Source organism: Rhodoferax sp. (assembly GCF_023701345.1).
Classification (GTDB): domain Bacteria; phylum Pseudomonadota; class Gammaproteobacteria; order Burkholderiales; family Burkholderiaceae_C; genus Rhodoferax.
Map to the genome: position 1 here is coordinate 1 of NZ_JAMPXE010000015.1, position 15,504 is coordinate 15,504.

The 15,504-nt window shown below is 59.2% G+C and carries 14 protein-coding genes; 6 read left to right on the top strand and 8 right to left on the bottom strand.

Going from position 1 to position 15,504, the window contains the following annotated elements:
- The first annotated feature begins 39 nt into the window (after positions 1-39).
- Positions 40-204, top strand: coding sequence for a hypothetical protein (locus NDI87_RS03580; protein WP_296273436.1), 165 nt, complete (start codon positions 40-42; stop codon positions 202-204).
- Positions 205-235: 31 nt separating this feature from the next.
- Here NDI87_RS03580 and mnmH read toward each other — a convergent pair whose 3' ends face one another.
- Both mnmH and NDI87_RS03590 read right to left on the bottom strand, forming a co-directional pair.
- Complete coding sequence (mnmH, locus tag NDI87_RS03585) at positions 236-1,303, bottom strand: tRNA 2-selenouridine(34) synthase MnmH (RefSeq protein ID WP_296273437.1); 1,068 nt, start codon at positions 1,301-1,303, stop codon at positions 236-238.
- On the bottom strand, positions 1,300-1,980 hold the full coding sequence (locus NDI87_RS03590) for an arylesterase (RefSeq protein ID WP_296273438.1): 681 nt from the start codon (positions 1,978-1,980) through the stop codon (positions 1,300-1,302). Before NDI87_RS03590 ends, mnmH begins: the two co-directional genes overlap by 4 nt.
- Between NDI87_RS03590 and NDI87_RS03595 the strand changes: the two genes are divergently transcribed.
- Genes NDI87_RS03595 through NDI87_RS03610 form a run of 4 tightly spaced genes read left to right on the top strand, consistent with a single transcriptional unit; the run spans position 1,979 to position 7,594 of the window.
- Positions 1,979-2,659, top strand: a complete 681-nt coding sequence (locus NDI87_RS03595) for an ABC transporter ATP-binding protein (protein WP_296273439.1) — start codon at positions 1,979-1,981, stop codon at positions 2,657-2,659. The two genes, NDI87_RS03590 and NDI87_RS03595, sit on opposite strands and share 2 nt — an antisense overlap.
- 57 nt (positions 2,660-2,716) lie before the next feature.
- Positions 2,717-4,687: a TonB-dependent receptor gene (locus NDI87_RS03600; protein ID WP_296273440.1), complete on the top strand. Its 1,971-nt coding sequence runs from the start codon at positions 2,717-2,719 to the stop codon at positions 4,685-4,687.
- A 7-nt stretch (positions 4,688-4,694) separates the two neighbouring features.
- On the top strand, positions 4,695-5,645 hold the full coding sequence (locus NDI87_RS03605; RefSeq protein ID WP_296273441.1) for an ABC transporter substrate binding protein: 951 nt from the start codon (positions 4,695-4,697) through the stop codon (positions 5,643-5,645).
- Entirely contained in the window at positions 5,642-7,594 is a 1,953-nt protein-coding gene (locus tag NDI87_RS03610; protein WP_296273442.1) for an ATP-binding protein, read from the top strand. Before NDI87_RS03605 ends, NDI87_RS03610 begins: the two co-directional genes overlap by 4 nt.
- On the opposite strand, the gene NDI87_RS03615 is transcribed toward NDI87_RS03610, so the two are convergent.
- Positions 7,567-8,259, bottom strand: coding sequence for a response regulator transcription factor (locus NDI87_RS03615; RefSeq protein ID WP_296273443.1), 693 nt, complete (start codon positions 8,257-8,259; stop codon positions 7,567-7,569). The two genes, NDI87_RS03610 and NDI87_RS03615, sit on opposite strands and share 28 nt — an antisense overlap.
- A 61-nt stretch (positions 8,260-8,320) precedes the next feature.
- On the opposite strand from NDI87_RS03615, the gene dnaE reads away from it, so the two are divergent.
- A complete protein-coding gene (gene dnaE, locus NDI87_RS03620) occupies positions 8,321-11,884 on the top strand; it encodes a DNA polymerase III subunit alpha (RefSeq protein ID WP_296273444.1) in 3,564 nt (1,187 codons plus the stop codon).
- A 3-nt stretch (positions 11,885-11,887) separates the two neighbouring features.
- Here dnaE and NDI87_RS03625 read toward each other — a convergent pair whose 3' ends face one another.
- Genes NDI87_RS03625 through NDI87_RS03645 form a run of 5 tightly spaced genes read right to left on the bottom strand, consistent with a single transcriptional unit; the run spans position 11,888 to position 15,502 of the window.
- Complete coding sequence (locus NDI87_RS03625) at positions 11,888-12,760, bottom strand: cell envelope integrity protein TolA (protein WP_296273445.1); 873 nt, start codon at positions 12,758-12,760, stop codon at positions 11,888-11,890.
- Positions 12,761-12,770: 10 nt separating this feature from the next.
- The gene (locus NDI87_RS03630) at positions 12,771-13,190 is read right to left on the bottom strand and encodes a biopolymer transporter ExbD (protein ID WP_296273446.1); all 420 of its coding nucleotides are present in this window, start codon (positions 13,188-13,190) and stop codon (positions 12,771-12,773) included.
- A gap of 2 nt (positions 13,191-13,192) precedes the next feature.
- On the bottom strand, positions 13,193-13,885 hold the full coding sequence (tolQ, locus tag NDI87_RS03635) for a protein TolQ (RefSeq protein WP_296273447.1): 693 nt from the start codon (positions 13,883-13,885) through the stop codon (positions 13,193-13,195).
- Between the two features lie 7 nt (positions 13,886-13,892).
- A complete protein-coding gene (gene ybgC, locus NDI87_RS03640; RefSeq protein WP_296273448.1) occupies positions 13,893-14,321 on the bottom strand; it encodes a tol-pal system-associated acyl-CoA thioesterase in 429 nt (142 codons plus the stop codon).
- Positions 14,318-15,502, bottom strand: a complete 1,185-nt coding sequence (locus tag NDI87_RS03645) for a pyridoxal phosphate-dependent aminotransferase (RefSeq protein ID WP_296273449.1) — start codon at positions 15,500-15,502, stop codon at positions 14,318-14,320. Before NDI87_RS03645 ends, ybgC begins: the two co-directional genes overlap by 4 nt.
- Between the last annotated feature and the right edge of the window lie 2 nt (positions 15,503-15,504).

Sequence of the window (15,504 nt, forward strand, 5' to 3'; positions counted from 1 at the left end):
CGGGCGGCTAAAATCAGGGCATTAACTTGAAAGCACAACTTGGCAACACCTAATTACGGCTACGAAAAGCGTCAGAAAGAACTGGCAAAGAAGAAGAAAAAAGAAGAGAAACTGAAAGAAAAAGCCCAGCGCAAAGCGGGCGAGGGTGGTCCTGAGGCCAAGGACGACGAGCCGGATCAAGAGGCTGAAGGCACAGCCTCCTGAGCCACACGTCACCGTCAGCAGCGGAACCCTTTCAGGGCGATTGCTGCTGCGCCAACATGTGACACGCCAAGGCGGTCATGGCCTCGGTCGACCGGTCGCGCGGGGTCAGCTGACCGGCCTCTGCAAACCGCAAAAAATTGCGCTGCATCGATTGCAGATAAGCCGGGTCGTAATGCTGGGTCAGCAACTCCATCACGACGCTGGCAAAATCGCCCTGCCGGGCCAGCGTCTGCCAGCGTCCCACCACCTCATGGCCCTTGAGCTCGGTGAGCTTTGCCAGCCGTTCACAAAAATAGGCCACGTCTTGTGTCAGGTAGGCATAGTCTTCCAGCAATAGCGCCACCCGCTGCGCGTCGGACAATTGCAGGTTCAGGCAGGCGCTGGCGCGCATGGCGTCCATGAGCGCCGCGGGCACTGACAGATTGCCTACTTTTTTGCTTTCGCTTTCCACAAACACCGGTAAAGCCGGATCGAAGCTGCGCAATTTGTCCCAGACCAGGGTTTCAAAACGCTTTTGGCTGGGTTGCGCCAGCCCGGGCATGGCACCCAGCACCGAACTGCGATGGTTGGCCAGCGCCTCCAGGTCCAGCACCTGGGCTCCTTGCGCCGCCAGCGCCTGCAACAAGCGCGTTTTGCCGCTGCCGGTGGGACCGCAAATGACCCGGAATGACAGGCTGGGCACCCGAGCCACGATGTCCTGCACCAACGCCGCCCGAAAGGCCTTGTAGCCGCCTTCGATCAGTGTCACCCGAAAGCCAATCTGACTCAGGATCAGCGCCAGTGAGCCGCTGCGCTTGCCGCCGCGCCAGCAGTAGGCCAGCGGTTGCCAGTCCCGGGGTTTGTCGATGACCTCGCGTTCAATGTGTGCGGCGATGTTGCGCGCGGCGATGGCGGCGCCGCGTTTGCGGGCTTCAAAAGGGTTGACCTGCTTGTACAGGGTGCCAATCTCGATGCGTTCGGCATTGTTCAGTGTCGGCCAATTGACGGCACCGGGCAGATGGTCGGCCTGGTATTCGTCTTCACTGCGGGCATCAATGATGGCATCAAAGTCTGCCAGACGTGCCATCACTTCTTGCGCACTGAGGGGTGTCAGACTCATTGCAGTCCTTTTTTGAGGGTGGGCCAGACATTGGCCAGCATGCGCGGATGGGCCTTTTCCAACGGGTGGATGCGGTCTGCCTGAAACCAGGCCAGACTGTCAGGGGCGTCTGCGATTCCCTTGAGTAAAAACGGCACCAGCGCCGCCCGTGTGGTTTTGGCCACATCGGCATACATGCGGGCAAAGCGCTGGGCGTAATCGCGCCCGTAGTTGGGCGGCACCTGCATGCCCAGCAACACCACCCTGGCGCCGCTTTGCTGTGCCAGTCGTGTCATGGCCAGCAGGTTGTCCCGGGTCAGGTCGAGTGGCAAACCGCGCAGCGCATCATTGCCGCCCAGTTCGATCACCACCAGCGTGGGTTGGTGTTGCGCCAGCAAGGCGGGCAGGCGGGCGCGGCCGCCCGAGCTGGTGTCGCCGCTGATGCTGGCGTTGACCACCTGGGCCTTGATTTTTTCAGCCTGCAGTTTCTGCTCCAGCAAAGCCACCCAGCCAGTGCCGCGCTTGAGGCCATATTCGGCGCTCAGGGAGTCGCCCAGCACCAGCAGGGTGTGGGCAGCGCGCCCGGGCTGATCGGTGGCCGCTGCGACGCGGCTGCTAATCCCGATGCCAGCAAGGTTTGCCGCCAACACGATACAGTGGCGTCGGTTCAAATAGTTATGTTGCAAAGAAAAATCCATGTCTGATGTCATTATCTCGGTAGAGCACGTTTTCAAGTCGGTGACCGACGCGACTGGCACCCTGGAGATTTTGCAGGACATTGATTTTGCCCTGCGATCCCGTGAAACCGTGGCTATTGTCGGTGCTTCGGGCTCGGGCAAGAGCACGCTGTTGTCCATCATTGCCGGCCTGGACACGCCCAGCCAGGGCACGGTCCGCTTGGCCGGGCATGACCTTTTTGTCATGAGCGAGGATGACCGCGCCGCCCTGCGTGCCGAAAAGCTGGGTTTTGTGTTTCAGAGCTTTCAGTTGCTGGGCAACCTGACGGCACTCGAAAACGTGATGCTGCCGCTGGAACTGGCCGGACGTCGGCAGGCACGCAAGCTGGCCAGCGAGATGCTGGCCCGCGTGGGCCTGGAGCAGCGCCTTGGCCATTATCCCAAAGTGCTCTCGGGTGGTGAACAGCAACGGGTGGCGCTGGCGCGTGCTTTTGTGGTGCAGCCCGCTGTGTTGCTGGCCGACGAGCCCACCGGCAGTCTTGACTTTGCCACCGGTGAAAAGGTGATGCGCCTGATGTTTGACCTCAACCGCGAGTTGGGCACCACCTTGTTGCTTGTCACCCATGACCGTGCCATGGCAGAACGCTGTATGCGCAGTATCACGATCGAGGCGGGGCGAGTGGTGGCGCAACCGGCCTGATGGGAGCAGGTGACGCAGGCCGCCTTGGGCGGTGCGCCTTCAAGGCACAATATTGCCATGAAAAAATTTCCACATATGGCCCGGTCCGGTACTTTCGTCGTTGTTGGACTGGTCTGGTTGATGGCCAGCCAGGGGCTGGCGGCCCAGACCACTGCGGGTGTTTCCGAAAAAGATTTTCTTGATGAGATGCCGATCATCCTGTCGGTGTCGCGCCTGCCACAGCGTCTGGATGAAACACCTGGTGCGGTCACCATTCTTGACCGTGACTTTATTCGCAGTTCGGGTGCGCGTGATGTGGCTGATCTGCTGCGGCTGGTGCCAGGTTTTCAAAGCAGCACGTCTTTTGAAGCAGACGCGCCACAAGCAAGTTACCACGGCGTTTATGGCTATTATTCAGCCCGGATCCAGGTGCTGGTCGACGGTCGCTCTGTCTATTCAAATTTTTTTGCCGGTAGCGTCGCACCGGGCCTGATGACGGTGATGCTCGATGACATTGAACGCATCGAGGTGCTGCGCGGCTCCAACTCGGTGGCCTACGGTGCGCGTGCCATGCTCGGTGTGGTCAACATTGTGACCCGGCACAGCTCAGACACGCTGGGAACACGCGCTGCGTTGACAAGAGGTGAAAACGGTATCCAGGACACCCAGTTGGGCCTGGGATGGCGCACCGAAAACAGCAGCATGCGGCTCTCCCTGGACGAGCGTGGCGATGACGGTCTGACCGGTTCCAATGGCCACAACCGCGTGCAGCGCGTCAATTTCAGGTCGGACTGGCAGGTTTCGGGCAGCAGCAATGTGCAGTTGAGTGCCGGCTGGATGGACATTGCTTCAGGGAAAGGTTATGCAAACAGGCCGGGTGACGGATTGCGTGACGTCACTTTTGAGAACAAATTTGTCAATGTTGACTGGAAAGAAGTGCTGAGTCCGGATCAGGACCTGGTTCTCAGCTTTTCACATAACCAGGAAAGCTACCGTGATGTGGCTCCCTACCTGCCCATTCCAGGTTTGAATCTCGATGGCAGTGGCACTACCAGCAACAATACCCTGACGGCGCAGCATACCCTGCGGCTGAGTCCGGCGGTGCGCATGGTCTGGGGCGCCGAGTTACGACGCGAGTCGGTCACCTCGAAACCCTTGTTCAACACGGCTGAGTCCCTCGTGGACGACTTCACGCGTTTGTTCACCCATGCCGAATGGCGCCTGCGCCCTGATCTGCTGCTCAATGGAGGTGTCATGGCAGAGCACAGCAGTGTCAGCGGTTCCAGTCTGGCACCCCGGCTGATGTTGAATTGGCACGTCACGCCCGAACAGACCCTGCGTGCCGGCATCTCACGTTCGTTCCGTCCCCCAAGTGCGTTCGAACGCCGGTCTGATGTTCGCTACTCGTTTAACAACCGATTACTTAGCGTTACGTTTTTGGCGCGTGGCAACGTTGATCCTGAAGCCTTGCTGACCCGGGAGTTGGGGTATCTGGGTAATTTTCAATGGTTGAAATCCACGCTTGATGTCCGCCTTTTTGATGAATCATTTACCGGCTATGTCGATGGCGTTCCCTATTTGGTGCAACTGGGCGGTAAACCCTATGCGCCTTATGATTATTTCAATGTTGACAATTTTTCCATCCGGGGACTGGAACTGCAATGGAAGGGCCAGCCCTGGCCTGGTGCCCAGTTGGGTTTCAATCAGACATTCTCGCGAATGGCTTTTCCGAGTCCGCCGTCTGAGACCAAATTGGTTGTGGCAATGCCTGAGTCAACCAGCACCTTGTTCCTGACCCAGCAATTGCCATCGGGAATGCAGTTTTCGCTCAGTCATCAATACAGTGAACCCTTGTGGGTGCAAAGGTCGGGTGATTTTCGGCAATATATCCACCGAACCGATTGGCGCTTGAGCAAGTCACTTCGTTTTGGTCATCGGCGCGGCGAGCTGGCTGTCACGGTGCAAAACCAGGGCCAGCCCTATGCCGACTATGACAGTTCGTTTTTATTCAAGCGCCGCGCCTATGTGACCCTGCGCATCGACAACTGAAGCTGTCATGGCACAGCATTTGCGCGGGTTCCTGCTCAGTCTGGCCCTGTGCTTGCTGGCCCTGCCTGGATGGGCGCAGATGCTTGAAATCAAGGTGGGCATTGTCCCAAGTCAAGCCAGTGCGTCGTATGTGGAAGCCATGCAAGCTTTGGCCAACCGATTGGCCAGTCAAGGCGTATCTCGTGAACAGCTTGAGATATGGAGCCCGGCTGAATTGGCTGCGCTACCTGTTGCCAGGCTGTCAGGTGTCAAGGTGTGGGTGGGACTGGGAACAGAGGCTGCCACTGCCCTGGCCCAAGTACAGTCCAAGGTGCCGGTACTCAACGCCTTGCTTCCACGCAGCAGTTTTGAGCGCGTGCTGCGTGCCTCTGGGCGCCGGGCGTCGGCCCGGTTCAATCTTCTCCAACTCGACCAACCGGTGCCACGCCAGCTGGCGCTGATCCGTTTGGCATTGCCCAAAGCCAGGCGTCTGGGTGTGTTGTGGGGGCCGGATTCCTTACCCAAAGCCCCTGTTTTACGTTCACTGGCCAGTATCCAGGGTCTGGCTCTGCAAGAGGCCCGGCTTGATGAAGGAACATCACTCTTTGCTGCATTGCAGTCTGTCCTTGATGGCAGTGATGTGTTGTTGGCCTTTGCAGATCCGTTGGTGTTTAACAGCAGCAGCATCCAGAACATCCTGATGACCACGATCCGGGCCCAGGTGCCCTTGATTGCCTTTTCACCCGCCTATGTGCGTGCCGGTGCTCTGCTGGCCGTCTACAGCACACCGACGCAGGTGGGCACCCAGTCTGCGCGCTGGGTGCTGGGGGCGCTGGCTAATCAGGCCTTGCCAGAGCAGCCGCTGGAGCCTGATGATTTTGAAATCAGCGTGAATGCACAGGTGGCCAGGGCCCTGGGCCTGTCATTGGAAGCCAAGGACATTCAACTGGCGATGAAACGTCAGGAGCAGCAGCCATGAAAACACCGGATATACGACAGCGAATGCTGTTGGCGGCCTTGTTGCCTGTGTCCCTGCTCAGTGTGTTGTTGTCGGTCGTGTTTTTGATGACACGTTTTGAAGACATCACCGAGACTTACCAGTTGCGTACCCGCTCGGTGGCACGTCAACTCGCGCTGGCCAGTGAATTTGGTTTGTTTGCCGGCAATCAGCAACAGTTGCAAATACTGGCGCTTGGCGCATTACGGGAACCCGATGTGCGCTGGGTTGCCATTTTGGACCGTCAGGGCAAGACCCTGGTGAGTGCTGGTGAAACCCGGGGTGATGAACCCATGCCATTTTCCAGTTTTGAAAAACAGGTGTTTGATGCGCAACGCTTGCTGGATGTGCTGGCGCAGCCGGTTTTTGCCAGTGGCATCAAACTTGACGATTTGTACGAGGATGCAAGCAAGCTTGAACCCGGTCAAGCCGTGCCCTTGGGTCAGGTGGTGGTAAAGTTTTCACGTCAGTCGATGCTCGAGCAAAAGCGTGACATCCTGTGGCTGGGCGGCTTGATCAGTGCCTTGGGATTGTTGTTTGGCATCGTGCTGGCGCTCCGACTCAGTGCCGGTGTGATTCGACCGATGATGCGGGTGTCTCATTTGATCGAACGCATTGGCAACGGTGATTTTTCTGCAGCCTCCCGGATTCAGGCACAGACGCCAGACCGGGACCCGCTTCATGATTTGCAGGAAAATCTGATTCAGATGGCAGATCGTCTGGCCGAGGTGCAGCAGAACCTGGAGCAACAGGTCAGTACGGTCACGCAAGCCTTGCGTGAAAAAAAGGAGGAAGCCGAACGGGCCACTGAGGCTAAATCCAGATTTTTGGCGGCAGCCAGCCATGATTTGCGTCAGCCGGTGCATGCCCTGGGCATGTTTGTCGCACGGCTGGCCCAGCTCCCGCACGATGACCAGACGAGCCAGCTGATCGGCAACCTGAAGGCCTCGGTGCGCGCCATGCAAAGCCTGTTGGACGGGCTGCTTGACATTTCGCGACTGGAGGCCAAGGCAGTTCAAATCAAACTTAAAAAGTTTCCCCTGCAGGACTTGTTTGAACGCCTGGCGCAGGACATGGTGCCACTGGCTCAGGACAAAGGCTTGCAATTGCGAATTCGGCCTTGTCAGGTTTGGATCAGGAGCGATCCAGCCTTGTTGTATCGTATTTTGCTCAATCTGGTCGGCAATGCCTTGCGCTATACAGAAAAAGGGGGGGTACTGGTTGCTTGTCGCCACACAGGCGCCAGCGCGCAAGCAACTATTGAGGTGTGGGACAGTGGGTTGGGCATTGCGCCTGAACATCAGGAAGCTGTTTTCAAAGAGTTTTACCAGGTGAACAACCCTGCCCGCCAGCGCGGCCAGGGACTTGGTTTGGGGCTCAATATCGTGCAGCGAAGCTGTCAGTTGTTGATGCATCCGCTGACGCTTTCGTCGCGCTTGGGGGTGGGCACGCGTTTTCAGATGAAAGTGCCAAAGGAGGCTTCTGAGCTTGTTCCGACCCTGGCGCCAGTGACGCCAGAGCAGCAATTGCAGCACGGGCTGACCGGCACCGTGCTGGTGATTGAAGACGATGACCTGGTGCGTCGGGCTTTGGTGGATTTATTGACAAGTTGGGGTTGGATGGTCGCCGAGGCAAGGGACCTGAACAGTGCTCTGGAATTGATTCAAGGAGGTGTCTTGCCCGGTTTGATCATCAGTGACTATCGGCTTGATGACACGCTGAACGGGATTCTCGTGATTACACAACTGCGCCAGCAGTTGGCACGCCCCGTACCCGCCTGTCTGATCAGTGGGGACACTGACCCGGCCCTGATCCAGGCGGCGCAAGCGGCGCAATTGACCTTGCTGCACAAGCCGGTACGCCCGGCCAAACTGCGCATCCTGCTACAACACCTGTTGATGGATCAGCGTGATCGTGCAGGCGAGGCCTGATCATAGCCCCAGCGTTTGGCCTCCAGTGCGGCCTGGGTCCGGGTGCTGACGCCAAATATGCGCAAAATATTGCTGACATGAAATTTCACGGTTTCAGCACCCAGCGACAATTGCTCGCAGATTTGTCGGTTGGTCAAACCATTGAGCAGTAACAAAAGTACATCTTGCTGACGCGGGCTGAGCACCGGTGGTGTGGTTAATGAGCGCTGAGTACCCTTAATGGCTTCGCTCAGGGGACTGAAGTTGGAGGACTGGTATATCTCACCGGCCAATATCTTCCGTAGAGCATTGAGCAGGGAGTCGCTCAAACTGGACTTGGTGATAAAACCCGCAGCGCCGAGTTCCATGGCGTGCTGCATCACACTGGGATTGGCCGAGCCTGACAAAATGACAACGGGAAGTTCCGGATGTCTCTGACCAAAAATTTCCAGCGCGGCCAGACCATCCATGTCGGGTAGCAGATAGTCCAGCAAAACCAGATCCAGGTTACGATTGAAATGGGCCAGTTCCAGTGCGCGGGCGCAAGTGGCGGCCTGCAGTACCTCGGTGACCTCCTTGGGGTCAAACCCCTGAAGCACTTGGCATAGCCCTTCGCGGACAAGGGCGTGATCATCAACCACGAGAATCTTCATAGCACTCGCCTTATGGGTATTCTTACAATCCAACTATTTAAAGCAAACGCCTCGATCGCAGGACGATTTGCTTGAATCATCATACTAGAAGTCCATGTTTGTTCACTTACGCCTGCACACCGAATTTTCTGTCATAGATGGCACCACACGCATCGATGAGGTGGTCAAGGCGGCTGCTGCCGATGGCCAGCCCGCCCTGGCCATCACCGACTTGAGCAACCTGTTTGGCGCTATCAAGTTTTACAAGGAAGGGCGCAAGCGTGGCGTCAAGCCCCTGATTGGCGCCGAGGTCTGGCTGGAGGGTCTGGGCAAGGAAGCCGGGCAACTCTCGCGCGTGCTGCTGCTGGTGCAAAACCACCCCGGTTACCTCCACTTGTCCGAACTGCTGGCGCGCGCCTGGACGCAAAACGCCGGCAAAGCGCAGGCCACCGTCAGTCTGGCCTGGCTTAAAGAACTCAATGGCGGGCTCATTTGCCTGTCCGGTGCACAGGCTGGGCCGGTGGGGCAGGCCTTGCTGCAGGGCGACGAGGCACGGGCGCTGGATGCCGCGTTGCAATTGGCGGGGGTGTTCACGCACCGTTTTTATCTGGAACTGCAACGCGCCGGCCGCCCAGAAGACGAGCTGCAGGTGGCGGCGGCGGTGCAATTGGCGTTGCGCTCGGGCTTGCCGGTGGTGGCGACGCACCCGGTGCAATTTCAGGCGCCAGAAGATTTTGAGGCGCATGAGGCCCGGGTCTGTATTGCCGAAGGTGAAATGCTCGCCAACCCGCGCCGGGTGCGCCGCTTCACGCGCGACCAGTACTTTAAAACCAGCGCCGAGATGCAGGCCCTGTTTGCCGATGTGCCATCGGCCCTGGCCAACAGTGCGGAGATTGCCAGGCGCTGCAACCTGAGCCTGGTGCTGGGCAAGCCGCAATTGCCTGATTTCCCCATTCCTGAAGTCAATGGCCAGATCATGGGGGCCGATGACTACTTTCGTTACGCTTCGCACGAAGGGCTCAAGGCGCGCATGGCGCATTTGTACCCCGACCCTGTCGCGCGTGAAAAAGAGATGCCGCGCTACCTGGAGCGGCTCGAATTTGAGCTCACCACCATTTTGAAAATGGGCTTTCCGGGTTATTTTCTGATTGTGGGTGATTTCATCAACTGGGCCAAAAACAATGGCTGTCCGGTGGGCCCCGGGCGTGGCTCCGGCGCCGGTTCGCTGGTGGCTTACGCCCTCAAGATCACCGACCTCGACCCCTTGCAATACAACCTGCTGTTCGAGCGTTTTTTGAATCCCGAACGGGTCTCCATGCCCGACTTCGACATTGACTTTTGCCAGGGTAACCGCGACCGGGTGATTGACTACGTGAAGGAGAAATACGGCAAGGATGCGGTCAGTCAGATTGCCACCTTTGGCACCATGGCAGCGCGCGCCGCGATTCGCGACGTGGGCCGGGTGCTGGACATGAGCTACACCTTTTGCGACGGCATCAGCAAGCTGATTCCCAACAAGCCCGGCGTCGCCGTGACCCTGCAATTGCCACCTCCCGACCGCAAAAAAGACGACAAGCTGGTTTATGCCGTCGAGGCCGAACCAATTTTGGCCGAACGCGAAGCCAGGGAAGAAGACGTGCGCACGCTGCTGGAGCTGGCCCGCAAGCTCGAAGGCATGACGCGCAACATTGGCATGCACGCTGGCGGTGTGTTGATTGCCCCCGGCAAACTCACCGACTTTTGTCCGCTCTACCAGCAGCCTGGCAGCGAGTCGGCGGTGAGCCAGTACGACAAGAACGACGTCGAGGCGGTTGGCCTGGTCAAGTTCGACTTTTTGGGTCTGGCGACCCTGACGATTCTGGAAATTGCCCGCGAGTTCATCAGACAGCGCCACCCGGGTCAGGAAAAATTTGCCTTCGAGAACCTGCCGCTTGACGACAAGCCCACCTACAAGTTGTTTCAGGACGGCAAGACCGAGGCCGTGTTCCAGTTTGAATCGCGCGGCATGCAGGGCATGCTGAAAGACGCCAAACCCACGCGTCTGGAAGACCTGATTGCCCTGAATGCGCTGTATCGCCCGGGCCCGATGGACCTGATCCCGAGCTTTGTGGCGCGCAAGCATGGCCGTGAGGTGGTGGAGTACCCGCATCCGCTGGTGGCCAACATGCTGTCGGAGACCTACGGCATCATGGTCTACCAGGAACAGGTCATGCAGACCGCCCAGATTCTGGGCGGCTACTCGCTCGGTGGCGCCGACATGCTGCGCCGCGCCATGGGCAAGAAAGACGCCGACGAGATGGCGCGGCACCGCCAGATTTTCCGGGACGGCGCGCTAAAGAACGACATCAAGCAGGACAAGGCCGACGAGGTCTTTGACCTGATGGAGAAGTTCGCCGGCTACGGCTTCAACAAATCCCACGCGGCGGCTTACTCGCTGCTGGCCTACCACACGGCCTGGCTCAAAGTGCACTACACGGCTGAGTTCTTTTGCGCCAACATGACGGTGGAAATGGACGACACCGACAAGCTCAAGGTGCTGTTCGAAGACGCGCTCAAGATGGGGCTGACGTTTGAGTCACCCGACGTGAACCGAGGCGTGAGCCGCTTTGAGCCTGTCTCCGACAAAGTCATCCGTTATGGCCTCAGCGCCATCAAAGGCAGCGGCCAGCAGGCCATTGAAGCGATTGTGGCGGCGCGCGAGGGCCGGGGTGTGGGCCCCAATGGCGACACGGTGGGGTCGTTCAAGAGCTTGTTTGATTTTTGTGCCCGGGTCGACCGCAGCCGTATCAACAAGCGCACGGTCGAGGCGCTGATCAAGGCAGGTGCCTTTGATGCCATTGAACTCAACCGCGCCAGCCTGCTGGCCAGTGTCGATCTGGCGTTTGAGTTTGGTGCGGCAGCGCTGGCCAATGCCAATCAGTGCAGCCTGTTTGACATGGATGACGGCGAAGCGCATGGCTCCAGCTCGCAAGAGCCCGAGCTGGTGCAGGCGATGCCCTGGGGCGTGAAAGAACGGCTGGTTTATGAAAAAACAGCCGTCGGTTTTTATTTGTCCGGGCATTTGTTTGACGAAGTGGTGCAGGAGGTGCGTCGATTCGCCAAGCGTCCGATTGCCGAACTGATCGATACCCGCGAGCCGCAGTTGCTGGCCGGCATCATCACCGACTTTCGCATCATCAACGGCCAGCGCGGCAAACTGGCTCTGTTCAAGCTCGACGACACGTCGGGCGTGATCGAGGCCCGCGCCGATGAGGCATTGCTCAACGCGCACAAGGATTTGCTGAAAGATGACGAGCTGGTTATCGTCATGGGCAAGCAGCAGCCCGACCGCTTTTCGGGCGGCATGCAGCTCACCGTGACCCAGATCTGGGGCCTGGAGCAGGCGCGATGCCGCTTTGGCAAGTATCTGCGCGTGTGCGCCACTACCGGCCCGCAGGGTTTGAAGCTGGACATGGCGCGCTTGCTGAGAGACTTTCCGGCGCAAAAAGAGGTGACCGAGCAGGGTGAGCTGTGGCGCGGCCTGGGCGTGCGGCTGGCCTTGGCCTGTCAGGGCGAAGAGGGTACGGCCCTGGCCGAGTTGCAGTTGGGCGAGCAGGCCAGGTTTTACCCCAGCAATGCCGCGCTGGCCAGCTGGTGGGCGCAGGCGGCGCCGGGCAGCGCCGAGATTGTTTACGAGTGACCGCTAATCCTTGGGCCGGAAACTGATCAACAGCGGGGAGGGCACGCGGCCATCGGAGTCTCGCGGCAGCACTTCGGTTTTGTCGATGGCCCGGAGCACCGCCTCGTCCCATTCTTTCATGCCGCTGGATTGGGTGAGTTTGCGCGCGATGATGGTGCCGTCAGGGGAGGTTCGTACCTCAACCACAGCCGTTGGATTGCCTGAAATGGCTTCGGTGAAGACAATATTGGGCTTGACGCGTGCAATCACGCGGCCGGCATAACTGGCGGATGGTCCGGCCGATTTGAGCGCCGTGCCGCTGGCGCTTGCGCTTCCGCTGGCGCCGGCCAGGCCGGCCATGCGCCGCAGATTTTTTTCGCGCTGGGCTTCCAGCTGTCTGGCTTGCTGTTCGGCCAGCTTCTTCTCTTGTGCCAGTTTGGTTTTGTCTGCCAGGGCCTGTTTCAGCTTGTCGGCCTTGAGTTTTGCTTCCTTTTCTTTTTCTTGTTGCAGCTTGGCTTGTTTGCGCTTTTCCTGCTGCTGTTCAAACTCAAGCTGCTTTTGCTTCTGGATGCGCTTTTTTTCCTGTTCGAGTGCGATATCGACCTTGGGTGGGGCCACCACCGGCTCCGGCATGCGCGCAGGCGGGGGCACAGGTTCGGGTTTTTCGGGCAGCACCAGTTCGGCTGGGGGCTCCTGCAGCCTGGGGGCGGCTGCCACGGGGACAGCGGCCCAGAGTTCAGCCTCTGCCGAGAGGATTTGCGCTTCCCGTTTCCATTGCACGCCCCAGGTTAGTGCCGCCACCAGCAGGCCGTGCGCCAGCAGCGCCAACATGAAGGCGCGCACCACGCCGGGGGTGGCAGGCGGGGCAAATTCCAGTCGGTCGGCAGCAGCGTGCATGGCGATCAGGTCAGGGCGCCAGTTGCACCGACAGGCCGACGCGGGCAATGCCGGCGCGCTGCAAGGTGTCCATGACGCGCACCACGGCTTCGTATTTGACGGCCTTGTCGGCGCTGATGACCACCGCCGTGTTGGCCACCTCACCCTGGGCCTGCTTGACGGCGCTGGTGATGTCCTGCAGGCGCAGGCTGGTGCTTTTGTCCTTGAGCTTGAGCTGCAGCGCTTCGTCCTTGCCAATCACAATCTGGATCACCTGGTCGGGCTGGCCGGCCGCCTTGCCGACGCTGGGCAGGTTGATCATGCTGGGCGCAATCAGCGGCGCGGTGACCATGAAGATGATCAACAGCACCAGCATCACGTCGATGAAGGGCACCATGTTGATTTCGTTGATGGTGCGACGACCGCGGCCGCGGCTGACAACGGCGGCCATGGTCAGTGTCCCGAGGCCGACTGCGCGCCCACATTGCGCTGCAGGATGTTGGAAAACTCTTCGATGAAGGTTTCCAGCCGGATCGCGATGCGGTCGATGTCACGGGCAAAGCGGTTGTAGGCAACCACTGCCGGAATGGCGGCAAACAGACCAATGGCGGTGGCCACCAGGGCCTCGGCAATGCCGGGCGCCACGGAAGCCAGTGTGACCTGGGTGAGGGCGGCCAGGCCGGTAAAGGCGTGCATGATGCCCCACACCGTGCCAAACAAACCCACATAGGGCGACACCGAGCCGACCGAGGCCAGAAACGACAAATGGGTTTCGATCACGTCCATTTCACGCTGAAAGCTGGCCCGCATGGCGCGCCGGGCGCCGTCCATCAGGGTGCCGGCGTCGGTGATGTGGCGTTCGCGTAATTTTTGATATTCGCGCATGCCGCTGGCAAAAATGCGCTCCATCGGGCCACCCTGGCGGGCGTTTTGGGCGGCTGCGGCGAACAGGTCGTTCAGGCTGCTGCCCGACCAGAAATCGCGCTCAAAACTGTCGTTGAGCGCCTTGACCTTGCCCAGTGAAAAAAGTTTGCGAAAAATGGCGGCCCAGCTGGCGATCGACACGCTGATCAACAGCAACATCACCAACTGCACCACCAGGCTGGCATTCAGCACCAGTTGAAAAATGGAAAGGTCTTGGTTCATGCTTTGTTTATGTGAGTGCGTGAAGGATCCGGGACGGAATTCTGTCAGGTTTTAGCGTGCTGGCGTTGACCCAGCCGGCGCGAATGGTTGCTTCGCACAACAGCAAAGGATCTGCATTGGTGGTCAACAGCGCCTGTTGGTGGATTGTCATGGAGGCACGGCCCGCATCCAGCAGTGAAGTTGTAACCAGAAGTTCATCGTCGAGCCGGGCGCTTTTGAGAAAACGCACCTGGGCTTCTCCTACCACAAACATGCCGCCGGTAGACTCGCGCAAAGCCTGCTGGCTGATGCCCCTGGCACGCAGCCATTCGGTGCGCGATCGCTCAAAAAATTTCAGGTAGTTGGCATAAAACACGATGCCGCCGGCATCGGTGTCTTCCCAGTACACCCGCACCGGCCAGACAAAGGTCTCTTTGCCACTGCATTGTTCGTTCATGCCAGTAAAACTTTCAGGCGGTCGATGGCGTTGTGCAGTTGTGCCATCGAATTGGCGGTTGAAAAACGAATGAAATGGCTGGTCTCGGCATGGCCAAAGTCGCGTCCCGGGGTGACCGCCACGTGGGCGCGGTTCATCAGTTCAAACGCCAGGTCCCAACTGCCGTTCACGCCCAATTTTTCGCAAGCAGCAGAGCAATCGGCCCAGGCATAGAAAGCGCCGTCTGGCATCACCGGAACGCTCAATCCGAGCGCGTTGAGGGCCGGGATGAAGTAGTCACGGCGCGCCTTGAACTCGGCGCGGCGGCGCTCAAATTCGGCCAGGCTCGCGGGCTCAAAACAGGCCAGGGCGGCATATTGCGCAATGGTGCTGGGGCAAATGAACAGGTTTTGCGCCAGACGCTCGATCACCGGCACCAGGGCTTCCGGCACTACCATCCAGCCCAGGCGCCAGCCGGTCATGTTGAAGTATTTGCTGAAGCTGTTGATGCTGATGAGCTGGTCATCCAGCGCCAGTGCGGTGTGGCCATAAGTTTCGTCGTGGCTCAGCCCCAGATAAATCTCGTCGATCAGGGTGATGCCACCGCGCTGGCTGACTACCTCGTGAATGCGGCGCAATTCATCCGGCGCTATCGAGGTACCGGTGGGATTGGAGGGCGAGGCCAGCAAAACGCCACGCGTTTTTTCACCCCAGGCGGCAAGCACCTTGTCGGCGCTGAGCTGGAAACGCTCTGCCGCCGTGGTCGGGATCAGCACCGCCTTGCCATCTGCGGCAGACACAAAATGCCGGTTGCATGGGTAGCTGGGGTCGGACATCAGCACTTCGTCACCGGCATCCACCAGGGCCAGGCAAGCCAGTTGCAAGGCGGCGGAGGCGCCGGCGGTCACCACAATGCGGCTGGCAGGCACGGCGACGCCAAAATGGCTGCCATACCAGGCGCTGATGCGCTCACGCAGCTCGGGCAGTCCGGTGGCTGGGGTGTATTGCGTCAAGCCGTCGTGGATGGCTTTGACCGCCGCTTCCTGCACCAAGGGCGGGGCAGTGAAGTCGGGCTCACCAATGTTCAGGAAAATCATGGGCGATTCGGACTGTGCCACCTTCTTCGCCAAGGCGCTGGCGGCTTTGCCCACCTCCATCACATAAAAAGGCTCAATGTGCTGGGCGCGCTGTGAAATCTTCATCG